Here is a 17,856-nt window from a genome sequence, read left to right as displayed (position 1 = left end):
CAGGGCCGATGCAAGTTGGTGTGAAAGGATGCGTCCCGCTATTGTGTCGATGTGAAGTATCGATTGACGGTGCGATCCGCTTACTCCTATAAATGCCATGCAATCCAGAGCGATGACGGTCTGTTCAAGACCATTCCGGTAATGGTTCGCGTCATTTCTCAGATCCCATAAGCGCCGTTTTCGGCGTTGTCTTGCATGCAGCGCAAAAAGGGGATTCTGGTGCTTTTTAACTTGCGGGCACCTTGGAGACCGTCCGGAAATTCGCGCGACGCGTATTCAGCAGTGCCGAACGAAATTAGCTTCCAGGGCATTTCCCAGACCGTCCCCAACAGGCTTCAGCCTGCGCGGGCCGCGGTGGTGCAATTGGCGCTTTGCATTAGCTTGTCCGCATGTTCTTTCGCGCCGCCTTACGCGCAGCCGCCATTGCCGGTGCCGGAACGCTTTCCGGGCAATGCAGAGGGACGCTCCATCGCTGCGCTCGATTGGCATGCCTTCTTCCGTGAACCGCAATTGCAGGCGCTGATCGGGCAGGCCTTGGCCAACAATCGCGATATCCGCCTGGCATCCGCGCGCGTGGCCGAGGCGCGCGGTGCCTGGCGGATCGAAGGGGCTGCGCTCTATCCCCAGCTCGACGCCGTGGGCAGCGGCACGCGGGGGCGCACGCTGGTGACGGGCACCGATCAGTACGCCGATCTGAAGCAGGTTACCGCGCAGCTCAGCGCCAGTTGGGAAATCGATTTCTGGGGCCGCTTGCGCAATCTGCGCGATGCAGCGCGCGAACAGTACCTCGCCAGTGAGGAATCGCGCCGCGCCGTCGCCACCGATCTCGTCTCGCAAGTGGCGCTGGGTTACCTGCTGGAGCGCGAGTACGAGGAACGCGCCGAACTCGCCCGCCAGTCGATCACCACGCGCGAGGAAACGCTGCGGATCATGCGCCGCCGTTATGAGGTGGGATCGGGCAACAAGCTGGACATGGCGCAGTCGCAAGTGCTGCTGGCGCAGGCCCAGACCACGCTGGACGCGCTGGAGCAGGAGCGGGGCGTCAACCGCAATGCGCTGGCGCTGCTGGTCGGCGCGCCGGTGGAGATCGCGCCGGGATCGCTGGGGCTGACCGGCGATTTTCCCGATTTCACCTTGCCGACCGGCCTGCCGTCCGAATTGCTGGTGAACCGGCCGGATATCGTCTCGGCCGAACACCAGTTGCGTGCCGCCAACGCCAATATCGGCGCGGCGCGGGCGGCGTTCTTTCCCAATATCAGCCTGACCGGCGCTTTCGGCACCTCCAGCTCGGACCTCGCGGGATTGTTCGCAGGCGGCAGTCAGGCGTGGAACTTCGCGCCGCAGATCGTCATGCCGATTTTCAACGCCGGGCGGCTGAAAGGCAATCTGGATGTGGCAGAGGCGCGCCGCGATCAGGCGGTGGCCACTTACGAAAAGACCATTCAGTCCGCCTTCCGCGACGTTTCCGACGCGCTGGTGCGGCGCCAGCAACTGGCCAAACAGATCGTCACCACGCGCGCGCTGGTGGAGGCGCAGCGCGAACGCGCGCGGCTGGCGCAGCTTCGCTTCGACAACGGCCGCTCGACCTATCTCGAAGTGCTGGATGCGCAGCGCGATCTTTTCGATGCCGAACAGGCGCTGGTGCAATTGCGCCGCGCCGAACTGGCGAGCGTGGTCTCGCTCTATTCCGCGCTGGGCGGCGGCTTTCCCGCCAACCGGCCGTTCGAGACGCCCGCCGCAACGCCGGCCAGCCAAGAGGGGCAGTGACGATGAACAAGACCTGGATCGTCAGGGGGTTGATCCTCGCGGCCGTGATCGCGGCGGCTTTCGCACTCTACAAGCTGCTGACGCCATCGGGCCTGCCGGAAGGCATCGTGGGCGGCAACGGGCGGCTGGAGGCGACCGAGATCGATATTGCCAGCAAGTCCGCCGGGCGCATCCGCGATATCGTCGTGGATGAAGGGCAGACGGTAAAGGCCGGCGACGTGATTGCCCACATGGATGTGGACGTGCTCAACGCCCAGAAAACCGAGGCGGAGGCGCAACTGGCGGAGGCGCAGAACACCGTGCTGGTCTCGCAGACGCAAGTGGCGCAGCGGCAGGCCGAGAAAGCCGCCGCCGATGCCGTGGTGCGCCAGCGGCTGGCCGAACTCAACGCCTCGCGCAAGCGGCTCGGCCGGTCCGATACTTTGTCGCGCGAAGGGGCGACTTCGGCGCAGGAGCGCGATGACGATGCCGCGCAAGTGGAGGGCGCCTCGGCCGCCGTGGAGGCCGCACGGGCGCAAGTCGCCTCAGCCGAAGTGGCGGTGACCAATGCGCGCAATCAGGTGATCGGCTCTGCCTCCCGCGTGGAAGCCACGCGCGCGACGATCCAGCGGATCGAGGCCGATATCAACGATGCCACCTTGCGCTCCCCGCGCGACGGCCGCGTGCAGTTCCGCATCGCTCAGCCGGGTGAGGTGGTCAGCGGCGGCGGCCGCGTGGTCAGTCTGGTCGATCTGACGGATGTGACGATGACCTTCTTCCTGCCCGCCACCGCGGCCGGACGCCTGGGCATCGGCAGCGAGGCGCGGATCGTGCTGGATGCCTTGCCCGACAACCCGATCCCGGCGCGGATCAGCTTCGTGGCCGATGTCGCCCAGTTCACACCGAAGACCGTGGAAACCCAGAGCGAGCGCGAGAAGATGATGTTCCGCGTGCGCGCCCGCATCGATCCTGCGCTGCTGCGCCGTTACATGAGCCTGGTGAAGACCGGCCTGCCGGGCATGGCCTATGTGAAGATCGATTCCAGAGCGGAATGGCCGGCCTCGCTGCAACTCAGGGGCGCGCTGGCGCCGCAGCAGAAGGGCCCATGAGCGAGGGAGCGTGAGCATGGCCGCTCCACCGGGTTCCGCCGAACCGGTCGTCCGCGTCAGGGGCGTCTGGACGCGCTACGGCAAGACGGAGGCCCTGCGCGGCATCGATCTGGACATTCCCGCCGGCCTGATGATCGGCATGATCGGGCCGGACGGCGTCGGCAAGTCCAGCCTGCTCTCGCTGATTTCAGGTGCACGGGTGGTACAGCAGGGCGAGGTGCGGGTGCTGGGCGGCGACATGCGTGATCGCAAGCACCGCCTCGATGTCTGCCCACGCATCGCCTACATGCCGCAGGGGCTGGGCAAAAACCTCTACCCCACGCTTTCGGTGGAAGAGAATCTCCAGTTCTTCGGCCGCCTGTTCGGGCATGACGGGCCGGAGCGCCGCCGCCGGATCGACGAACTGACGCGCGCGACGGGGCTCGATCCGTTCCTGGCGCGCCCAGCGGGTAAGCTGTCGGGCGGGATGAAGCAGAAGCTGGGCCTGTGCTGCGCGCTGATCCACGATCCGGACCTGCTGATCCTGGATGAGCCGACCACCGGCGTCGATCCGCTTGCCCGCGCGCAGTTCTGGGATCTCATCACCGATATCCGCAAGACGCAGGCGCAGATGAGCGTGATCGTCGCCACCGCCTATATGGACGAGGCGCAGCGTTTCGACTGGCTGGTGGCGATGGACGACGGCAATGTGCTCGACACCGGCACCCCGCAGGAAATCTTCGACCGCACCGGCACCACTTCGCTGGAAGAGGCTTTCATCGCGCTGCTGCCCGAGGAGAAGAAGCGCGGGCACAGCGCAGTGGTGATCCCGCCGCTGGAGGCGGACGAGAACGACATCGCCATCGAGGCGCAGGGGCTGACCATGCGCTTCGGCGATTTCACCGCGGTCGATCACGTCAGCTTCCGTATTCGCCGGGGTGAGATCTTCGGCTTTCTCGGCTCCAACGGCTGCGGCAAGTCCACGACGATGAAGATGCTCACCGGCCTGCTGCCCGCCAGCGAGGGCAAGGCCTGGCTGTTCGGCAAGGAGGTCGATTCCAGCGATATCTCCACCCGCCGCCGCGTCGGTTACATGAGCCAGGCCTTCTCGCTCTATGGCGAACTGACGGTGCGGCAGAATCTGGAACTTCACGCGCGCCTGTTCCATGTGCCCGCCGCCGAAATTCCCGCGCGCGTCACCGAAATGGTGGAACGGTTCGACCTGACCCATGTGCTGGAGGAACTGCCCGAAAGCCTGCCGCTGGGCATGCGCCAACGCCTCAGCCTTGCCGTCGCCATGGTCCACAAGCCGGACCTGTTGATCCTGGACGAGCCGACATCGGGCGTCGATCCGGTGGCGCGCGATTCCTTCTGGCGGCTGCTGGTGGAACTGTCGCGGCGGGACAAGGTGACGATCTTCATCTCCACCCACTTCATGAACGAGGCGATGCGCTGCGATCGCATGTCGATGATGCATGCAGGCAAAGTGCTGGACAGCGATACGCCGCAGCGGCTCATCGACAAGCGCGGGGCGAAGGATCTGGAAGAGGCGTTCATCGGCTATCTGGTGGAGGCAGGCGGCGATACCCGCAGCCCGCAGGAAGGCGCGCCGGCGCTGTCCGGAGAGCCATCGCATCCCGATACCGGCGGCGCCTTCAGCCTCCAGCGCTGCCTGACGTATGCCTGGCGCGAAACGCTGGAATTGCAGCGCGATCCGGTGCGCGCCACGCTGGCGCTGGCGGGGTCGCTGATCCTGATGCTGGTGATCGGCTTCGGCATGACCACCGATATCAACGAACTGTCCTACGCCGTGATGGACCGCGATGGCAGCCTGCTGAGCCAGAACTACGCGCTGGATATCTCGGGCTCGGACTACTTCAAGGAACACGCGCCGATCCGCGATTACGACGATCTGGAGCGGCGGCTGCAGAATGGCGAACTGGCATTGGGAATCGAGATTCCGCCGGGCTTCGGGCGAGACGTCCGCGCGGGGCGCGACGTGACCGTGGGCGTCTGGTTCGACGGCGCCAATCCTGGCCGGGCGGAAACGGTGCAGGGCTATATCCAGGGCCTGCACCAGCACTGGCTGACCGAGCAGGTGCGCAGCCGCACGGGATCGACCAGCGGCGTCTTCTCTCTGGAAAACCGCTTTCTCTACAACCCCGATGTGCAGAGCCTGCCGGCCATGGTGCCTCTGGTCATCCCGTTGCTGCTGCTGATGCTGCCCGCCATGCTGACGGCGCTGGCGGTGGTGCGGGAGAAGGAGATCGGATCGATCATCAACCTCTACGTCACCCCCGTTACCCGCAGCGAATTCATGCTGGGCAAGCAGGCGCCATACGTGGGGCTGGCGCTCATCAATTTCCTGCTGATGGTGCTGATGGCGATCTTCATCTTCGGGGTGCCGGTGAAAGGCAGCTTCCCCACACTGCTGCTGGCGGCGACGATCTATTGCATCTCTGCCACCGGCATGGGTCTGCTTGCCTCCGCCCTGACGCGCAGCCAGATCGCGGCGATGTTCCTGGCGATGATCGGCACGATGATTCCGGCGACGACCTTTGGCGGCATGACCGATCCGGTCTCTTCGATGGAGGGCGGTGCGCGGTTCATGGGCGAAATCTATCCGGCCAGCCACATGTTCACGATCAGCCGCGGCGTCTTTGCCAAAGCTCTGGGCTTTTCGGACCTTGCCGGATCGTTCCTGCCGCTCGCGATATCGGCGCCGGTGATCGTCGGCGTCGCCATCATGCTCCTCAAGAAGCAGGAGGCCTGATATGCCGGGGCGCCTTTTTTCCAAGATTTCCAACATCTACCGGCTGGGTGTGAAGGAGCTGTGGAGCCTTTGGCGCGATCCGATCATGCTGGTGCTGATCGTCTTCACGTTCACCGTATCGGTCTACACATCCGCTAATTCCACGCCGGAAACGCTGCACAACGCCGCCATCGCCATTGTGGACGAGGACGATTCCCCGCTCTCCCAGCGCATCGTCGCCTCGTTCTATCCGCCGCAGTTCGTGGTGCCCAGGATGATCGTGCCGCAGCAGATCGATCCCGGCATGGACGCAGGCGATTTCACGTTCGTGCTGCACATTCCCCACGGCTTCCAGCGCGACGTGCTGGCGGGGAGAGGCGCGGAAATCCAGCTCAACACCGATGCCACGCGCATGAGCCAGGCCTTCACCGGCAGCGGCTATATCCAGCAGATCGTCAACGGCGAGGTGAACGAATTCGTCAACCGCTACCGCGCGAACACCGTTCCGCAAGTGGACCTTGCCATTCGCGCACGGTTCAATCCCACGCTCAACAAGTCATGGTTCGGCGCCTTGGCGCAGATCATCAACCAGATCGCCATGCTTTCCATCATCCTGACCGGCGCCGCGCTGATCCGCGAGCGGGAGCACGGCACGATCGAGCACTTGCTGGTAATGCCGGTGACGCCGTTCGAGATCATGATGTCCAAAGTCTGGTCTATGGCGCTGGTGGTGTTGCTGGCTTCGGCGCTTTCGGTGAATCTGGTGGTGCGGGCGCTGATGCACGTGCCGATCGCCGGATCGCTGCCGCTGTTCTTTGCGGGCGCGGGGCTGGTGCTGTTCTCGACCACATCGATGGGCATTTTCCTGGCGACTATCGCCCGCAACATGCCGCAGTTCGGCATGTTGATGATCCTGGTACTGCTGCCGCTCCAGATGCTTTCCGGGGGCAGCACGCCGCGCGAATCCATGCCGAAGCTGGTGCAGGATGTGATGCTTTTCGCGCCGACCACGCACTTTGTGGAACTGGGGCAAGCGATTCTGTTTCGGGGTGCAGGCTTCGATGTCGTCTGGCCCCAGTTCGCTGCGACCGTCGGGATCGGCGTGGTGTTCTTCGCGATCGCGCTGGCCCGTTTCCGTTCGACGATCAGCGCGATGGCCTGAGTATCTGGGTTTCCTGTACCCGCCATGTGCGGGCCGCGGCGAAACGCGCCGTCCTAGGCCGCGCCGATGATCGAACCATAAGGCGTTTGACGTAGAGTGCCGGATGGCAGGATCGCTAACATGATCGCAGTGGAGTTTCCCGGATAGGTCGTTCACCGCGCTTCGCCCTCACGAAGCCGGGCGGATTGCCTGCCACATTTTTGGATATTCCCACCCAGACAAGACTACGGGGGTTCGGGTCTATCGCCCGAACCTCCGTTTTTTAGCCGGCAGCAATTCGATCGTGGTCAGCTGCGACCAACACCGCCTTGCGGCACGGTCATCTCGATTGGGGCGAGGGGAGGGGCTCCGACATCGCGGTTTGCTGCTCGATCCGCGACCGGATATCGGCCTTGACCTCGGCCTGGCATTCCCGGCTTTGCGCTTCGAGTGCAAGATGGATCGTCGAAAGCCGCGATCCGCAAACTTCGCGCGCCGCCTGTCCCATTCTTATGGCAAGCCGGCGCTGACCATCAACCGTGGTCAGGTCCAATCCGCTTAGGCTCATCATGACGCTGCTCTTGACCAGCGGATTTACGGGTTCGGCGGCGTGCAGGGCAGGGGCGATCGCACAGGCGGCCAAAACCGCCAAGGTTGCCTTCAGCATGTTCATCTCCGGCGTATATCCGGCCGATCTGTGGCGGCCTTGGTTAACACATAAACTTTCGGGCGCCGGATGGCAACGGCGCGCCGGCGCCGCGCGGCCGGCGGCCTCATCGGGCGCCGATAGGGGGTGCTACGTCAAACACCGTATGGAGCGACGCGATAGGCTGCCCGACACCCGGCATCACGATCGCGCATGGCGCCCCGCGCACTTGGCCAAGTCCGGCGAGTGCGACGGATCCACGTGCGTAGACTGTTTCCCCGCACTCGCCGGACAAAACGACAAAGGAGCGAATGTCTTGAGCAGGTCCCGTATTTGCCGTTACCTCACGAACTCGATCGGCAGGGGCCTTCTCCTCGTTGTCCCGCTGGGGTGCGCCGCCGGTGCCGTGCAAGCGGCCCCGCCACAATCGGCGGTCGACGCTCATGCACCGGGCGTCGTATCGCGCCCCACCGTCCATGCGATGTCGGATCTTGTTATCGATGCGACCATCAAAGTCGGCACCACCGCCGATTGGGTGACGATCACTGCCGACAGGGTCTGGGTCGGCAGTACGGGGCCGAATGCCGTGCACGAGATCGATCCCAGGACGAATGCGGTCGTCAGCATCGCTCTGCCAGGACGTCCTTGCGCTGGGCTGTCCGCCGATCGCCGCAGTATCTGGATCCCGCTGTGCGGGCCGACGCCGCAACTGGCCAAAGTGGACCAGAAGACGCGGCAATTGAGCGCCGTGTTTACCGTCGGCCCGCCAGCCGGTGAAGGCAGCCTGGCCATCGGCGCCGGAAGCCTCTGGCTCGTTACCGACAGGAAAGGGTCACTGGCACGCATCGATCCGAAGACCGGAGCGGTCGTTCATGTCATTCAGGTGCCTGCCGGGTCCTACAATCCGGTGTTCAACAAAGGGCTGATCTGGGTGACCCATGTGGACGGGCAGGATGTCTCCGTGGTCGATCCCGGAACGAATGCGGTTGTTGCCAGCATACCGGTAGGTCCGAACCCGCGCTTCACGGCAGCAGGGGCCGGGGCGGTGTGGACCTTGAACCAGGGGGACGGCACGCTGACCAGGATCGATGCGAAGCGCCGCGAAGCGGCGCCTGCGCAGGCGCTCGATACCCCGGGCCATGGCGGGGACGTTGCTTTTTTCGAAGGGCGGGTCTGGACCACCATGATGAAAACGCCGCTTAGCGCAATCGACGCCCGCAGCGGCATGCCGCTGTGTCAGTGGAAGGGGGAAGGCGGCGATTCATTGGGAGTCGGCCATGGCGCGGTGTGGCTCACCAATCTGCGCTCGGGCACCGTCTCGCGCATTCCGCTGGCGAAGTTGCCCGCAGACTGTTCGGCCGAAAGGGATGCGAAGTGATGGCCGCGCGGGCTTCGGCCAGCGGCACCGGCCCATTCCTTTCGCCGCGTGGCCGTAGAGCTTTGCGCGCCGCGTTCCTGCCGGCGGCCGCCGCACTTCTTGTGGGGGCAGCACCGCAATCCTTCAAACCGCCGCATTTCGCGCCGTGGATCGATGGAACGACGGCCAACGAACCTGAGACACAAGTGCAGATGATCGACGCGGACACCGCCGTGATCCGCCAGTCGGTCCGCACGAATTTCGAGGCGCCGTTTCTTTACCTGCTGTTCGGCCAAGATCGCGCGCTGTTGCTGGACACGGGGGCAGGCGGGCTTCGAATTCGGCCCACCGTCGATCGCCTGATAGCGGCGTGGCGCCAGCGGCATGGCGGCCGCCCGGTCCAGCTCATAGTCGCGCACTCGCATGGCCACGGGGACCATCACGCCGGCGACGCCGAATTTGCCGATCGACCCGATACGACGCTCGTCGGCCTTGCGCCAAATCAGGTCGCGGATTTCTTCGGCATTGCCGACTGGCCCAACGGCATCGGCCGTTATGATCTGGGCGGGCGCATGCTGGAGATCGTGCCGACGCCGGGCCACGAACCCGCGCACATCATGGTTTACGATACAAAGACGCAGTTACTGTTTTCGGGAGACATGCTCTATCCCGGGCGCCTGTATATTCCCGCAGAGCACTTTGCCGAGTTTCGCGCCAGCGCAGATCGGATCGCCGCCTTTGCCGAAACGCATCGCATCCGTGCATTGCTGGGCGCGCATATCGAAATGACCGATTCCCCGCAGCAGGACTATCCGATGCGGGCTGCTAGCCATCCATCGGAACATGCCCTGCCCCTTTCGCCGGCCGTCATCGGTGAGCTTCAGCAGGCACTCGCCAGCGACGGCGCAGCGAAGACGATCGACCGGCACGCGGATTTCGTCGTCTATCCGCTTCCGCCCCGACCCGCCCGATGATCCTCGGCTGACTTGGGTCGGGATCGAGGGGCAAGAGGGCTCGATGCGCCGCGCGCGTCGAGCCTTATGCTTTACCCTGCAGTCTGCGCGGCATTGGTCATTGAGTATCCGCTGTCCTGCGCGGAACGCGCCGACTTGGCGGGTTCAACCCGGGCCGCGTCTGCACCCGCCAAGCGCTTGCGGAACCGGACGTGGATGAGCCGGTGTTCGAGGATGCGTCCGGCAATCCACAGCGCAAAGAAGATGCCCATGTACGTGTAGGCGGTGGTCATCGAGGGCTTGCGGTTGCGCTTGCCGATTTCCTCGCCATCTTTCTTCTTCTCCGGCGTGGGCGCGCCAAGGAACTTGTCGACCGGATTCATCGGCACGTCCTCAGCCTTTACCAGGGACCGCTTCTTGGCCGCTTCGGCCTTGGCCTTGGCGACTTCGGGCGGATTGCGCCACTGGTCCAGGGAAACGCCGACGTAACCCAGCGCGTAGAAGAAAAGCGGCGCCAGAAAACATGCCAGCAGCGCCCGGCTGGTAATGCTGTAGCGCAGAACGCCATTGGAAACGCGCAATGTGCCGCCGTCGAACGCGGACATCTTATCCTGGGGAAGCGCGTCCTTCTTGCTGAAAGTCAGTGTGTCACCATCGACGCGATAGGTCGTGCCCTTTTCCTCGAACATTTCTTCGAGTTTGCCGAAGGCGTTTGCGGCGGTTTCGGTCGGCGGGATCGGCAGGCTGCCACGCATCCGCCAGATCCAGTCGATGTAAGATAGCTTCACGAAAGGTTCCTTCGCATGCCGCTCGAGCGAATTCGGCGTTGTCGGTTCCGCCGGGGCCGGTTGCGGGCTTCGCTCATCCGGGCGCGGTTGTGATCACTCCGCCGGGACGGCCGTCATCTGCTCGCGCGCCGCCCACTTCTGCCTGAGCAGCTTGTACGGTTCGGAGAGGGTGTAATGCATCGTTTCCCAGATCGACATCCGGCGGCCGCCTTCCTGGCCCAGCAGTTCCGCCTCTCCATCCAGGCAGGTGCCGTGCATCCGGTCGATGAAGATCCAGGTGCCCGAATAATTGCTGCGGGTGGCCTCATAGTCCTGCGCGTGATGCAGGCTGTGGTGCTCGGTGGAATTGAAGATCTTGAACCACCACTTCGGCGTGTTGAAGCGGATGTTGCAGTGCTGGTAGCTGCTGACCGCCATGCCGAAAGCCCCCGCCAGCAGTGCGGCGCGCGGCAGGAAATCGAACAGACCGCCAATACCCAGCCCGATCAGGAAGATCTCGATCGGATTGCCGACGGACCCCTTCTGGACGTTCAGCTGCGTGACGAAGTGGTGCGGGGCATGGGTGATCCACAGCGGGTACCAGTTGTGCATCCCGCGATGCATCCAGTACTGGAAATAGTCGCCGATGAACGAGATCGCGAAAGCCTGGATCAGCAGCGGCAGCCCCATGAACCAGGCGAACTTGGCAAGGTCGAACGTGTCCTGGAACCAGGTGATGATGGCGTCGCTGTTGATCGGTCCGAACACCACCCGCACGAACATCGCGCCCATGGCGACATAGAACGTGTCGCAGGCCAGCTCTTTCCAGGTGTGCTGCCAGCTTTTGTAGCGGGGTGAGATCCACTCCATCGACAGCATCATCACCTTGACGCCGTAGCCGATCCACAGCGTGACCGACGGTTTGATCCATGCTTCCGGCGCATAATAATAGAATGCGATCACGATCAGCAGGAATGCCGGCTGAAAATGGGTGAAGAACAGCTGCTTGAACGGGCCGCCTTCTACCCGGCCGAGATTTTCGAGCCCTCGGGTAATGGGGGCGCTGACCATGTAGGATGGCCTTTCGGCCGCGACGGTTTGGCTCATGGCAACCCCTGAGTAGAATGTTGGCAGTTCGGGAATCTCTCCGCACAGCGTAACGCAGGGCGCAGATCACCGCCTTACGTCGTTTGACGTACACTGCGCTTTCCCGGCCGCGGCACGACCTCCCGCCGGCGCGGTACGGGCGGATTTCCCTCACGAACGGCCCCGGTTTCAGGGAACTACGTCAAACAACACATATTACCCGGCCCGTACGGCCCATAGCCTGACGATGCCGATGCGACATGGGCCGGTGCAGCCGCAAAGCGTGCGCACCCGCATCGGCGGTCATGAGCCCGCGTCGCCGGGGTCAGCACATAGGGGGCAAATATGACAAAGCGTAAGCGGACGCAGCTTCGGCTGCTTTCGGCAACCTTCCTGGCGGGCGTCATCGCCACGCCTGCACTGGCACAGCAGCAGGCTGATGCCGAAACGGATCAGGGGCAGGGCCTCAATGAGATCGAGGTTACCGCGACGCGGCGTACCGTCTCGTTGCAGACCGCACCGATCAACATTTCCGCTATCGACCAGGGATCGCTGGAAGCCAAGCGGCTGGACGACATCGGCGATATCGGCCTCTACACGCCGGGCCTGACGGTACCCGACACCGGCCCGCGCACTGCCAACAACATCATCATGCGCGGTATCACCTCAAGCGGCCCGGGCGGTTCCAACCGCAGCACCGCGGTGGGCGTCTATCTCGGTGAAATCCCGCTCTACGTCGATTTCAAGTTCCTCGACATCAACCGCGTGGAAACGCTGCTTGGGCCGCAGGGCACGCTTTATGGCCTTGGCACGCTGGCCGGCGCGATCCGCTACATTCCCAACCGTCCGAATTTCAGCAAGTTCGAGGTGGAAGCGCATAGCCGCATCTATGACGTCGCGCACTCCAGCGGCGTGGGAACGGTGTTCGATGGCACCGTCAACGTGCCGATCGTGGCCGACAAGGTCGCGCTGCGCGTCACCGGCGGCTACTTCCGCGATCCCGGCTTCATGGATTCGCCCTATCTGGTGCGCCAGCTGGGCGTCTCGCTGCCGCAGCCCGATTTCAACGATCCCGCGGCGGTGGCGGCCAACCTCTATCGCGGCAAGGATCTCAATGACGAGAACACCTACTCCGTCCGCGCGCAGCTGGGCTTCGACTTCGGCTGGCTGCGCCCCACTTTCAGCTACATCCGCCAGCAGACCAAGACCCACGGCACCCAGACCAATGGCGGCTATGGCGCGACATATACGCTGAATCCGAACGGCGTCCCTTTCCCGGACGGCGAATGCGTCTATGCCGACTGCCGCGGTGTCCTTGGCACCGGCAAATACGAAAACGGCGCCCGCGTTCCGCAGCCGGCAACCCGCAAGACGGAGATGTTCGCCGCCGAAATCGAGGCCGATATCGGCGATATCGCCCAGCTCGTTTCCGCCACCGCCTATTCCAAGCAGCACCTTTATAGCCAGAGCGACATCGCCGACCTGCTGCTCGATCTGGACTACGATTACGAACTGTTCCCGAGCTTTGCGGGCACGACCACTTCGGACAGCGATCCCAAGCAATTCAACCAGGAACTGCGCCTTGTCTCCACCCACGGCGGACCGATCGACTGGCTGATCGGCGGCTTCTACAACCACTACAAGGCTTACACGTTCAGCGCTGAGCGCCTGCCGGGCTATCCCGAATGGGCCGGCATCTACCGTCCGGACGGCCTGGAATATATCTCCTTCACAGACACTTACACCAAGGAAGCCGCCGGCTTCGGCGAAGTGACCTGGCACATCACGTCCAAACTGCAGGTCACCGGCGGTCTGCGCTACTACAAGTACAAGTCCTATATCTCGGGCGCGACCGATACGCCGCTCACCTCTGGCGGGCGCCGCCGCACGCCTTATCCGCTGATCCAGTTCGATCCTTCGCGCATTCGCAGCGGTTCGACCAAGGACGACGGTTTCGTCTACAAGCTGAATGCGTCTTACGAATTCAGCCCCGAACTGTTCGCCTACGCCACATATTCCACCGGTTACCGCATCGGCGGCGTCAACCGCGTGGCGCCCTGTATCGTCCCGTTGCCCGCAGGCCAGAACGTCTGCGCGCTGCCGAACGAACTGTCTTACGGGCCGGACGAAACCAAGAACTATGAAGCTGGCATCCGCTTCAACCTGTTCGACAAGATGCTGCAGGGCACGGTGGACGTCTACAACATCGACTGGACGAACCTGCAACTGGCCAGCCAGACGGCGAACGGTGCGGTCGGCATCACCGCCAACGCGGGCGGCGCGCGCAGCCGCGGTGTGGAGGCCACGCTGGCGTTGGCGCTTGGCCGGTTCAATCTCTCGGGCAACTATACCTACCTCGACGCCAAGCTGACCAAGGATGCGCCGGGCCTGATCGGCGGCCTCAGCAACGGTTTCGATGTTCCGGGCGCGGGGGATGCCTTCGCCGGGGATCGGCTGCCCGGCACGTCGAAACATGCCGGATCGATCACCGCAAGCTATGCGGTGCCGCTTGATGACGATTCCGAACTGGACCTGATGTGGAGCACTGCTGCCCGCAGCAACACCTATTCCACCACCGGCCTGCGCGGTTATGGCGAGGTGATCCCGGGCTACTCCACCAGTCGCGCCTCGATCACCTACAAGACGGCCGATCTGGAACTGTCGCTCTTTGCCGACAATATCTTCGACAAGTATGCGGTCACCAGCGTCTCCAACGATTACACACTGGCGCGCTCCAATGACGGCGTGCTGATCCGCTCTTATGGCTACGGGGTGATCCAGCCTCGTACCATCGGCGCAGAACTGCGCGGCCGTTTCTGAACCGCAGCACATTCCCGCAGCCCATTCGCGTCGCCGGATAGGCGGGAAAACGCTCTTGACGCCGTCCGGTCTCGTGACCGGGCGGCGTTTTGCGTCATGCGAACAGGAACTCCCGCCTTCGCGGCAGCTGAGCCGCGTCAGGATCGCCGCGCGGCGCCGTATCAAATCGGTGCAAGGCGAGTATTACCATTGACATGAAAGGTAATAATATTCAGTATCCATGACGTGAAAAACGCGTCGCCCGCCAGCCTTGCGCGTCTCAGCATGAGACTGCCGAGCCAGCTTTTCTGTCAGCTCGATAGGATCGTGGCGGAGTTTGTCACGACGCAGGTGCTTCTGCCTCCCCTTCATCAACAGGACGATGCTGCAAGGAGGAGCGCGTAGGAGCCGAGAATTCTTCCCCCCGGAATATCGCTCCGGGGTCAGGTCGCCAATAATTGGAGAAACGTAGCCATGACAGTGAATTTGCAGCAGGACACGGTACAGATTGTGGTCACCGATCTAGCGGGCAACGATCGCAAGATTGAGGGTGAGGCCGGAAGTTCCCTCATGGAAATCATCCGCAATGCCGGGATCGACGATATTCCAGCGTTTTGCGGTGGCTGCTGTTCCTGCGCAAGCTGCCACGTCCATGTCGATCCCGGCTTCGTGTCCTTGCTGCCGCCGATGTCCGAAGACGAATTCCAGTTGCTGGAAGATTCGCCCCATCGGGCGGACGGTTCCCGCCTGTCGTGTCAGGTCCGGGTTTCGAACGAACTCAGCGGACTGCGCCTCGTTATCGCGCCGCAGGAGTGAACCCGGCGCGGGACTGATTCAGGAGGAAGCCATGGGCATGCAAACGATTGGAATCCTGTTCGAAGTGGCAAGCCGCAGAGACGTGCCGCTGCCCCAGGGTTCCATCATGAGGGCCCTGGCTTCCAGAAGGGCGGCCGCCGGGATTCCGCGCCCCGCCCACGGGTGCCGCGATATCGAATTGATCAGGCAGCTATGAGTTTGTTGATGGTGAGGTCAGGCGACAGTCGCCGCCATCCGGACGGCCAATCAATTCCGGACGAGTCTCGGGATCGGAAGGTTGGCGCGGATATCTCGCCGACGCTTGCGGCACCTGCGGAACCGCCCATCGCGGAACTCCAGCGCGCCAAGGCGGCTGCCGAAGCGGCCAATGAGGCCAAATCCCGATACCTTGTGGCCGTCAGCCACGAAATCCGGTCGCCGTTGAACGCAATTTACGGATACGCACAGCTGTTGGAACGCGGCGATGCGGTAACCGGCGCAGAGGCCGGTGCCGCGATCCGGCGGTCGGTGGATCACCTTACCAATCTGGCGGAAAGCCTCCTCGAAATCTCCCGGATCGAGAGCGGTGTCCTGAAGATCAGATCGGGTGTGATCGACATACGGGCCGTGCTGGGGCAGATCATTTCGATGTTCCGGGCCCAGGCGATCGCCAAGGGGCTCGATTTGACGCTGAGCGTCGGCAATAATCTTCCCGCGTTGGTCAAGACCGATGAAAAGCGCCTCAAGCAGGTGCTGATCAACCTGGTTTCCAACGCGATCAAATACACCGAGGCCGGCAGCATCGACGTCGCGGTTTCCTACCGCAACGAAGTTGCGACCATCGATGTGGTCGATACCGGCATCGGCATAGAGCCCGCCGACATGGAACGGGTGTTCGAGGCATTCGAAAGAGGCAATTCGAGCAGCGTTCAGGCGCAGCCCGGAATAGGACTTGGATTGACCATCACCCGCGTGCTCGCCCAAGTGCTGGGCGGGGACGTTACCGCGACGAGCACGCCGGGGCAGGGCAGTCGTTTCCGATTGAAGCTGATGTTGTCACCAACCACCCCTGCCGGGGACGAGGCGGCATCGCGGCTGATCGACAGCTATCAGGGACCGAGGCGCACCGTTGTGATCGTCGAGGACGATCCCGAGCAACGCGCCGCAACGAAGTCCTTGCTGGAATCGGTGGGCTTCGTCGTCCATGTCGCCAGAACCGGTGAGGAGGGGCTCGATCTGGTCAAGCGATGCTCGCCGGACATCGTTCTGCTCGACGTCGAGATGCCAGGTATCGATGGCTGGGAAACCGCAAGAAGGTTGCGCCGTGCCCACGATGCGGCGCTGAAGATCGTCATGGTCTCCGCCAACGCGATATATGCAGACCCCGATGGAGGCGAGGGCGATGCCTACGATGCGTTCGTCGGCAAGCCGATTGCCTTCAAGGCCCTGTTCGCAACGCTGCAGCAGCAATTGGGGCTGCAGTGGAACTATGCCGCGCCTGTTCCGCCGCCAAGCGATGCGCAGGGCACCGCTTCTGTTCCGCCCGAAGCGCGCCCTTATCTGGACCGGCTTAGGCGATCCGCACAGATCGGACATGTGCTGCGGTTCGAGAAACAGCTTGCCGAACTGGAGCAGGCAATCCCGGCTGCCTCCTGGTTCGCCGCGACATTGCGGGAGAGCCTGACGAATTTCGACTTCGGCTCCATCATCGAGAAGATCGAAAATGCCGGACCGGGATGATCGCGACGATAGAAAGCCGACGATTCTCGTCGTTGACGATACGCCTGAATCGTTGCGGTTTCTGACGACTACGCTGTCCCTTGCACACATGACGGTGCTGGTCGCGAAGGACGGTCTGGCTGCCATCAACGCGCTGCAGCATGTGACACCCGATCTGATCCTGATGGATGCCTTGATGCCGAAGATGGACGGGTTTGAGACGACCCGCCGGATCAAGGCCAATACGGCGTTTCAGCATTTGCCGATCATCTTCATGACCGGATTGACCGAGACCGACGATGTGGTGCGGGCACTCAATTCGGGCGCCATCGACTACGTCAGAAAGCCGATCGTCGTCGAGGAATTGCTCGCGCGCATCCGCATTCACCTGTCGAACGCGCGCGTAGCCCATGCCAGTCAGGTGGCACTGGATACCAGCGGCCGCCCTGCTCTGTCGATCGATCCCTCGGGCGTTCCGCATTGGCTGACGCCCATGGCACGCGAGATGATGGAGCGGTTGTTTCCGGAGTGGCTGGCGAACCCCCAGGCCTTGCCGGCCCCGTTCCGTGTGGCGGTCCAGCAGTTTCAGGGCAGCGACGCCGCGCCGGGGACCTGCATCTCGGTCAAAAGCGGGGAGAGCACGCTGGAGATGACTTTTTTGCGGCGCACGTCTGCCAATCATTGGCTGTTCCGTCTTGCCGAGCGCCGCGAAGGAGAAGAGCAGCGCATATTGGCAACCCGATTGGGCCTGACATCGCGGGAATCCGAAGTTCTCCTGTGGATCAGCCGGGGCAAGCAGAACCGGGAAGTGAGCGAGATTCTGGCCATAAGCCCGCGGACCGTCAACAAGCACCTGGAACAGATTTTCGAGAAGATGGGCGTGGAAAATCGCGCTTCAGCCACGGCGATCGCGGTCACGACATTGGCAAACTCGCTCGACGGTTCCGGGGGCGTATTCGTGTAACGGACGAACGGCCCGGGCTGGCAAACGGACCGGGAAAGCTAAC

At 63.2% G+C, this 17,856-nt stretch carries 13 protein-coding genes; 10 read left to right on the top strand and 3 right to left on the bottom strand.

Annotation, left to right across the window (positions count from 1 at the left end; all coding sequences use genetic code 11):
• Positions 1-354 precede the first annotated feature (354 nt).
• Genes ACZ1JC_RS03995 through ACZ1JC_RS03980 form a run of 4 tightly spaced genes read left to right on the top strand, consistent with a single transcriptional unit; the run spans position 355 to position 6,748 of the window.
• Entirely contained in the window at positions 355-1,767 is a 1,413-nt protein-coding gene (locus tag ACZ1JC_RS03995) for an efflux transporter outer membrane subunit (RefSeq protein ID WP_465169066.1), read from the top strand.
• Complete coding sequence (locus ACZ1JC_RS03990; RefSeq protein ID WP_465139200.1) at positions 1,764-2,855, top strand: HlyD family secretion protein; 1,092 nt, start codon at positions 1,764-1,766, stop codon at positions 2,853-2,855. The genes ACZ1JC_RS03995 and ACZ1JC_RS03990 overlap by 4 nt, the downstream gene beginning before the upstream one ends.
• A 16-nt stretch (positions 2,856-2,871) precedes the next feature.
• Positions 2,872-5,607, top strand: coding sequence for a ribosome-associated ATPase/putative transporter RbbA (gene rbbA, locus ACZ1JC_RS03985; protein ID WP_465139201.1), 2,736 nt, complete (start codon positions 2,872-2,874; stop codon positions 5,605-5,607).
• Between the two features lies 1 nt (position 5,608).
• Entirely contained in the window at positions 5,609-6,748 is a 1,140-nt protein-coding gene (locus ACZ1JC_RS03980) for an ABC transporter permease (RefSeq protein ID WP_465139202.1), read from the top strand.
• 319 nt (positions 6,749-7,067) lie between these two features.
• Here ACZ1JC_RS03980 and ACZ1JC_RS03975 read toward each other — a convergent pair whose 3' ends face one another.
• Complete coding sequence (locus ACZ1JC_RS03975; protein ID WP_465139203.1) at positions 7,068-7,394, bottom strand: UrcA family protein; 327 nt, start codon at positions 7,392-7,394, stop codon at positions 7,068-7,070.
• A 295-nt stretch (positions 7,395-7,689) separates the two neighbouring features.
• Between ACZ1JC_RS03975 and ACZ1JC_RS03970 the strand changes: the two genes are divergently transcribed.
• Entirely contained in the window at positions 7,690-8,751 is a 1,062-nt protein-coding gene (locus ACZ1JC_RS03970; RefSeq protein WP_465139204.1) for an NHL repeat-containing protein, read from the top strand.
• Positions 8,751-9,704: an MBL fold metallo-hydrolase gene (locus tag ACZ1JC_RS03965; RefSeq protein WP_465139205.1), complete on the top strand. Its 954-nt coding sequence runs from the start codon at positions 8,751-8,753 to the stop codon at positions 9,702-9,704. Before ACZ1JC_RS03970 ends, ACZ1JC_RS03965 begins: the two co-directional genes overlap by 1 nt.
• Before the next feature lie 71 nt (positions 9,705-9,775).
• Here ACZ1JC_RS03965 and ACZ1JC_RS03960 read toward each other — a convergent pair whose 3' ends face one another.
• Together ACZ1JC_RS03960 and ACZ1JC_RS03955 are read right to left on the bottom strand one after the other, a co-directional pair.
• On the bottom strand, positions 9,776-10,471 hold the full coding sequence (locus ACZ1JC_RS03960) for a hypothetical protein (RefSeq protein WP_465139206.1): 696 nt from the start codon (positions 10,469-10,471) through the stop codon (positions 9,776-9,778).
• 93 nt (positions 10,472-10,564) lie between these two features.
• Complete coding sequence (locus tag ACZ1JC_RS03955) at positions 10,565-11,557, bottom strand: sterol desaturase family protein (RefSeq protein WP_465139207.1); 993 nt, start codon at positions 11,555-11,557, stop codon at positions 10,565-10,567.
• A 324-nt stretch (positions 11,558-11,881) separates the two neighbouring features.
• On the opposite strand from ACZ1JC_RS03955, the gene ACZ1JC_RS03950 reads away from it, so the two are divergent.
• From ACZ1JC_RS03950 to ACZ1JC_RS03935, 4 genes are all read left to right on the top strand, one after another.
• Entirely contained in the window at positions 11,882-14,356 is a 2,475-nt protein-coding gene (locus ACZ1JC_RS03950; RefSeq protein ID WP_465139208.1) for a TonB-dependent receptor, read from the top strand.
• A 453-nt stretch (positions 14,357-14,809) separates the two neighbouring features.
• Positions 14,810-15,151, top strand: coding sequence for a 2Fe-2S iron-sulfur cluster-binding protein (locus ACZ1JC_RS03945; RefSeq protein WP_465139209.1), 342 nt, complete (start codon positions 14,810-14,812; stop codon positions 15,149-15,151).
• A gap of 204 nt (positions 15,152-15,355) precedes the next feature.
• Positions 15,356-16,870: an ATP-binding response regulator gene (locus ACZ1JC_RS03940; RefSeq protein WP_465139210.1), complete on the top strand. Its 1,515-nt coding sequence runs from the start codon at positions 15,356-15,358 to the stop codon at positions 16,868-16,870.
• Positions 16,854-17,813 (top strand): response regulator, encoded by a 960-nt coding sequence (locus ACZ1JC_RS03935; protein WP_465139211.1) that lies wholly within the window; start codon positions 16,854-16,856, stop codon positions 17,811-17,813. The genes ACZ1JC_RS03940 and ACZ1JC_RS03935 overlap by 17 nt, the downstream gene beginning before the upstream one ends.
• Positions 17,814-17,856: the final 43 nt, after the last annotated feature.

Source organism: Sphingomonas sp. BL-S-28, from assembly GCF_055521515.1.
This window is presented reverse-complemented; position numbering and strand designations above follow the sequence as displayed.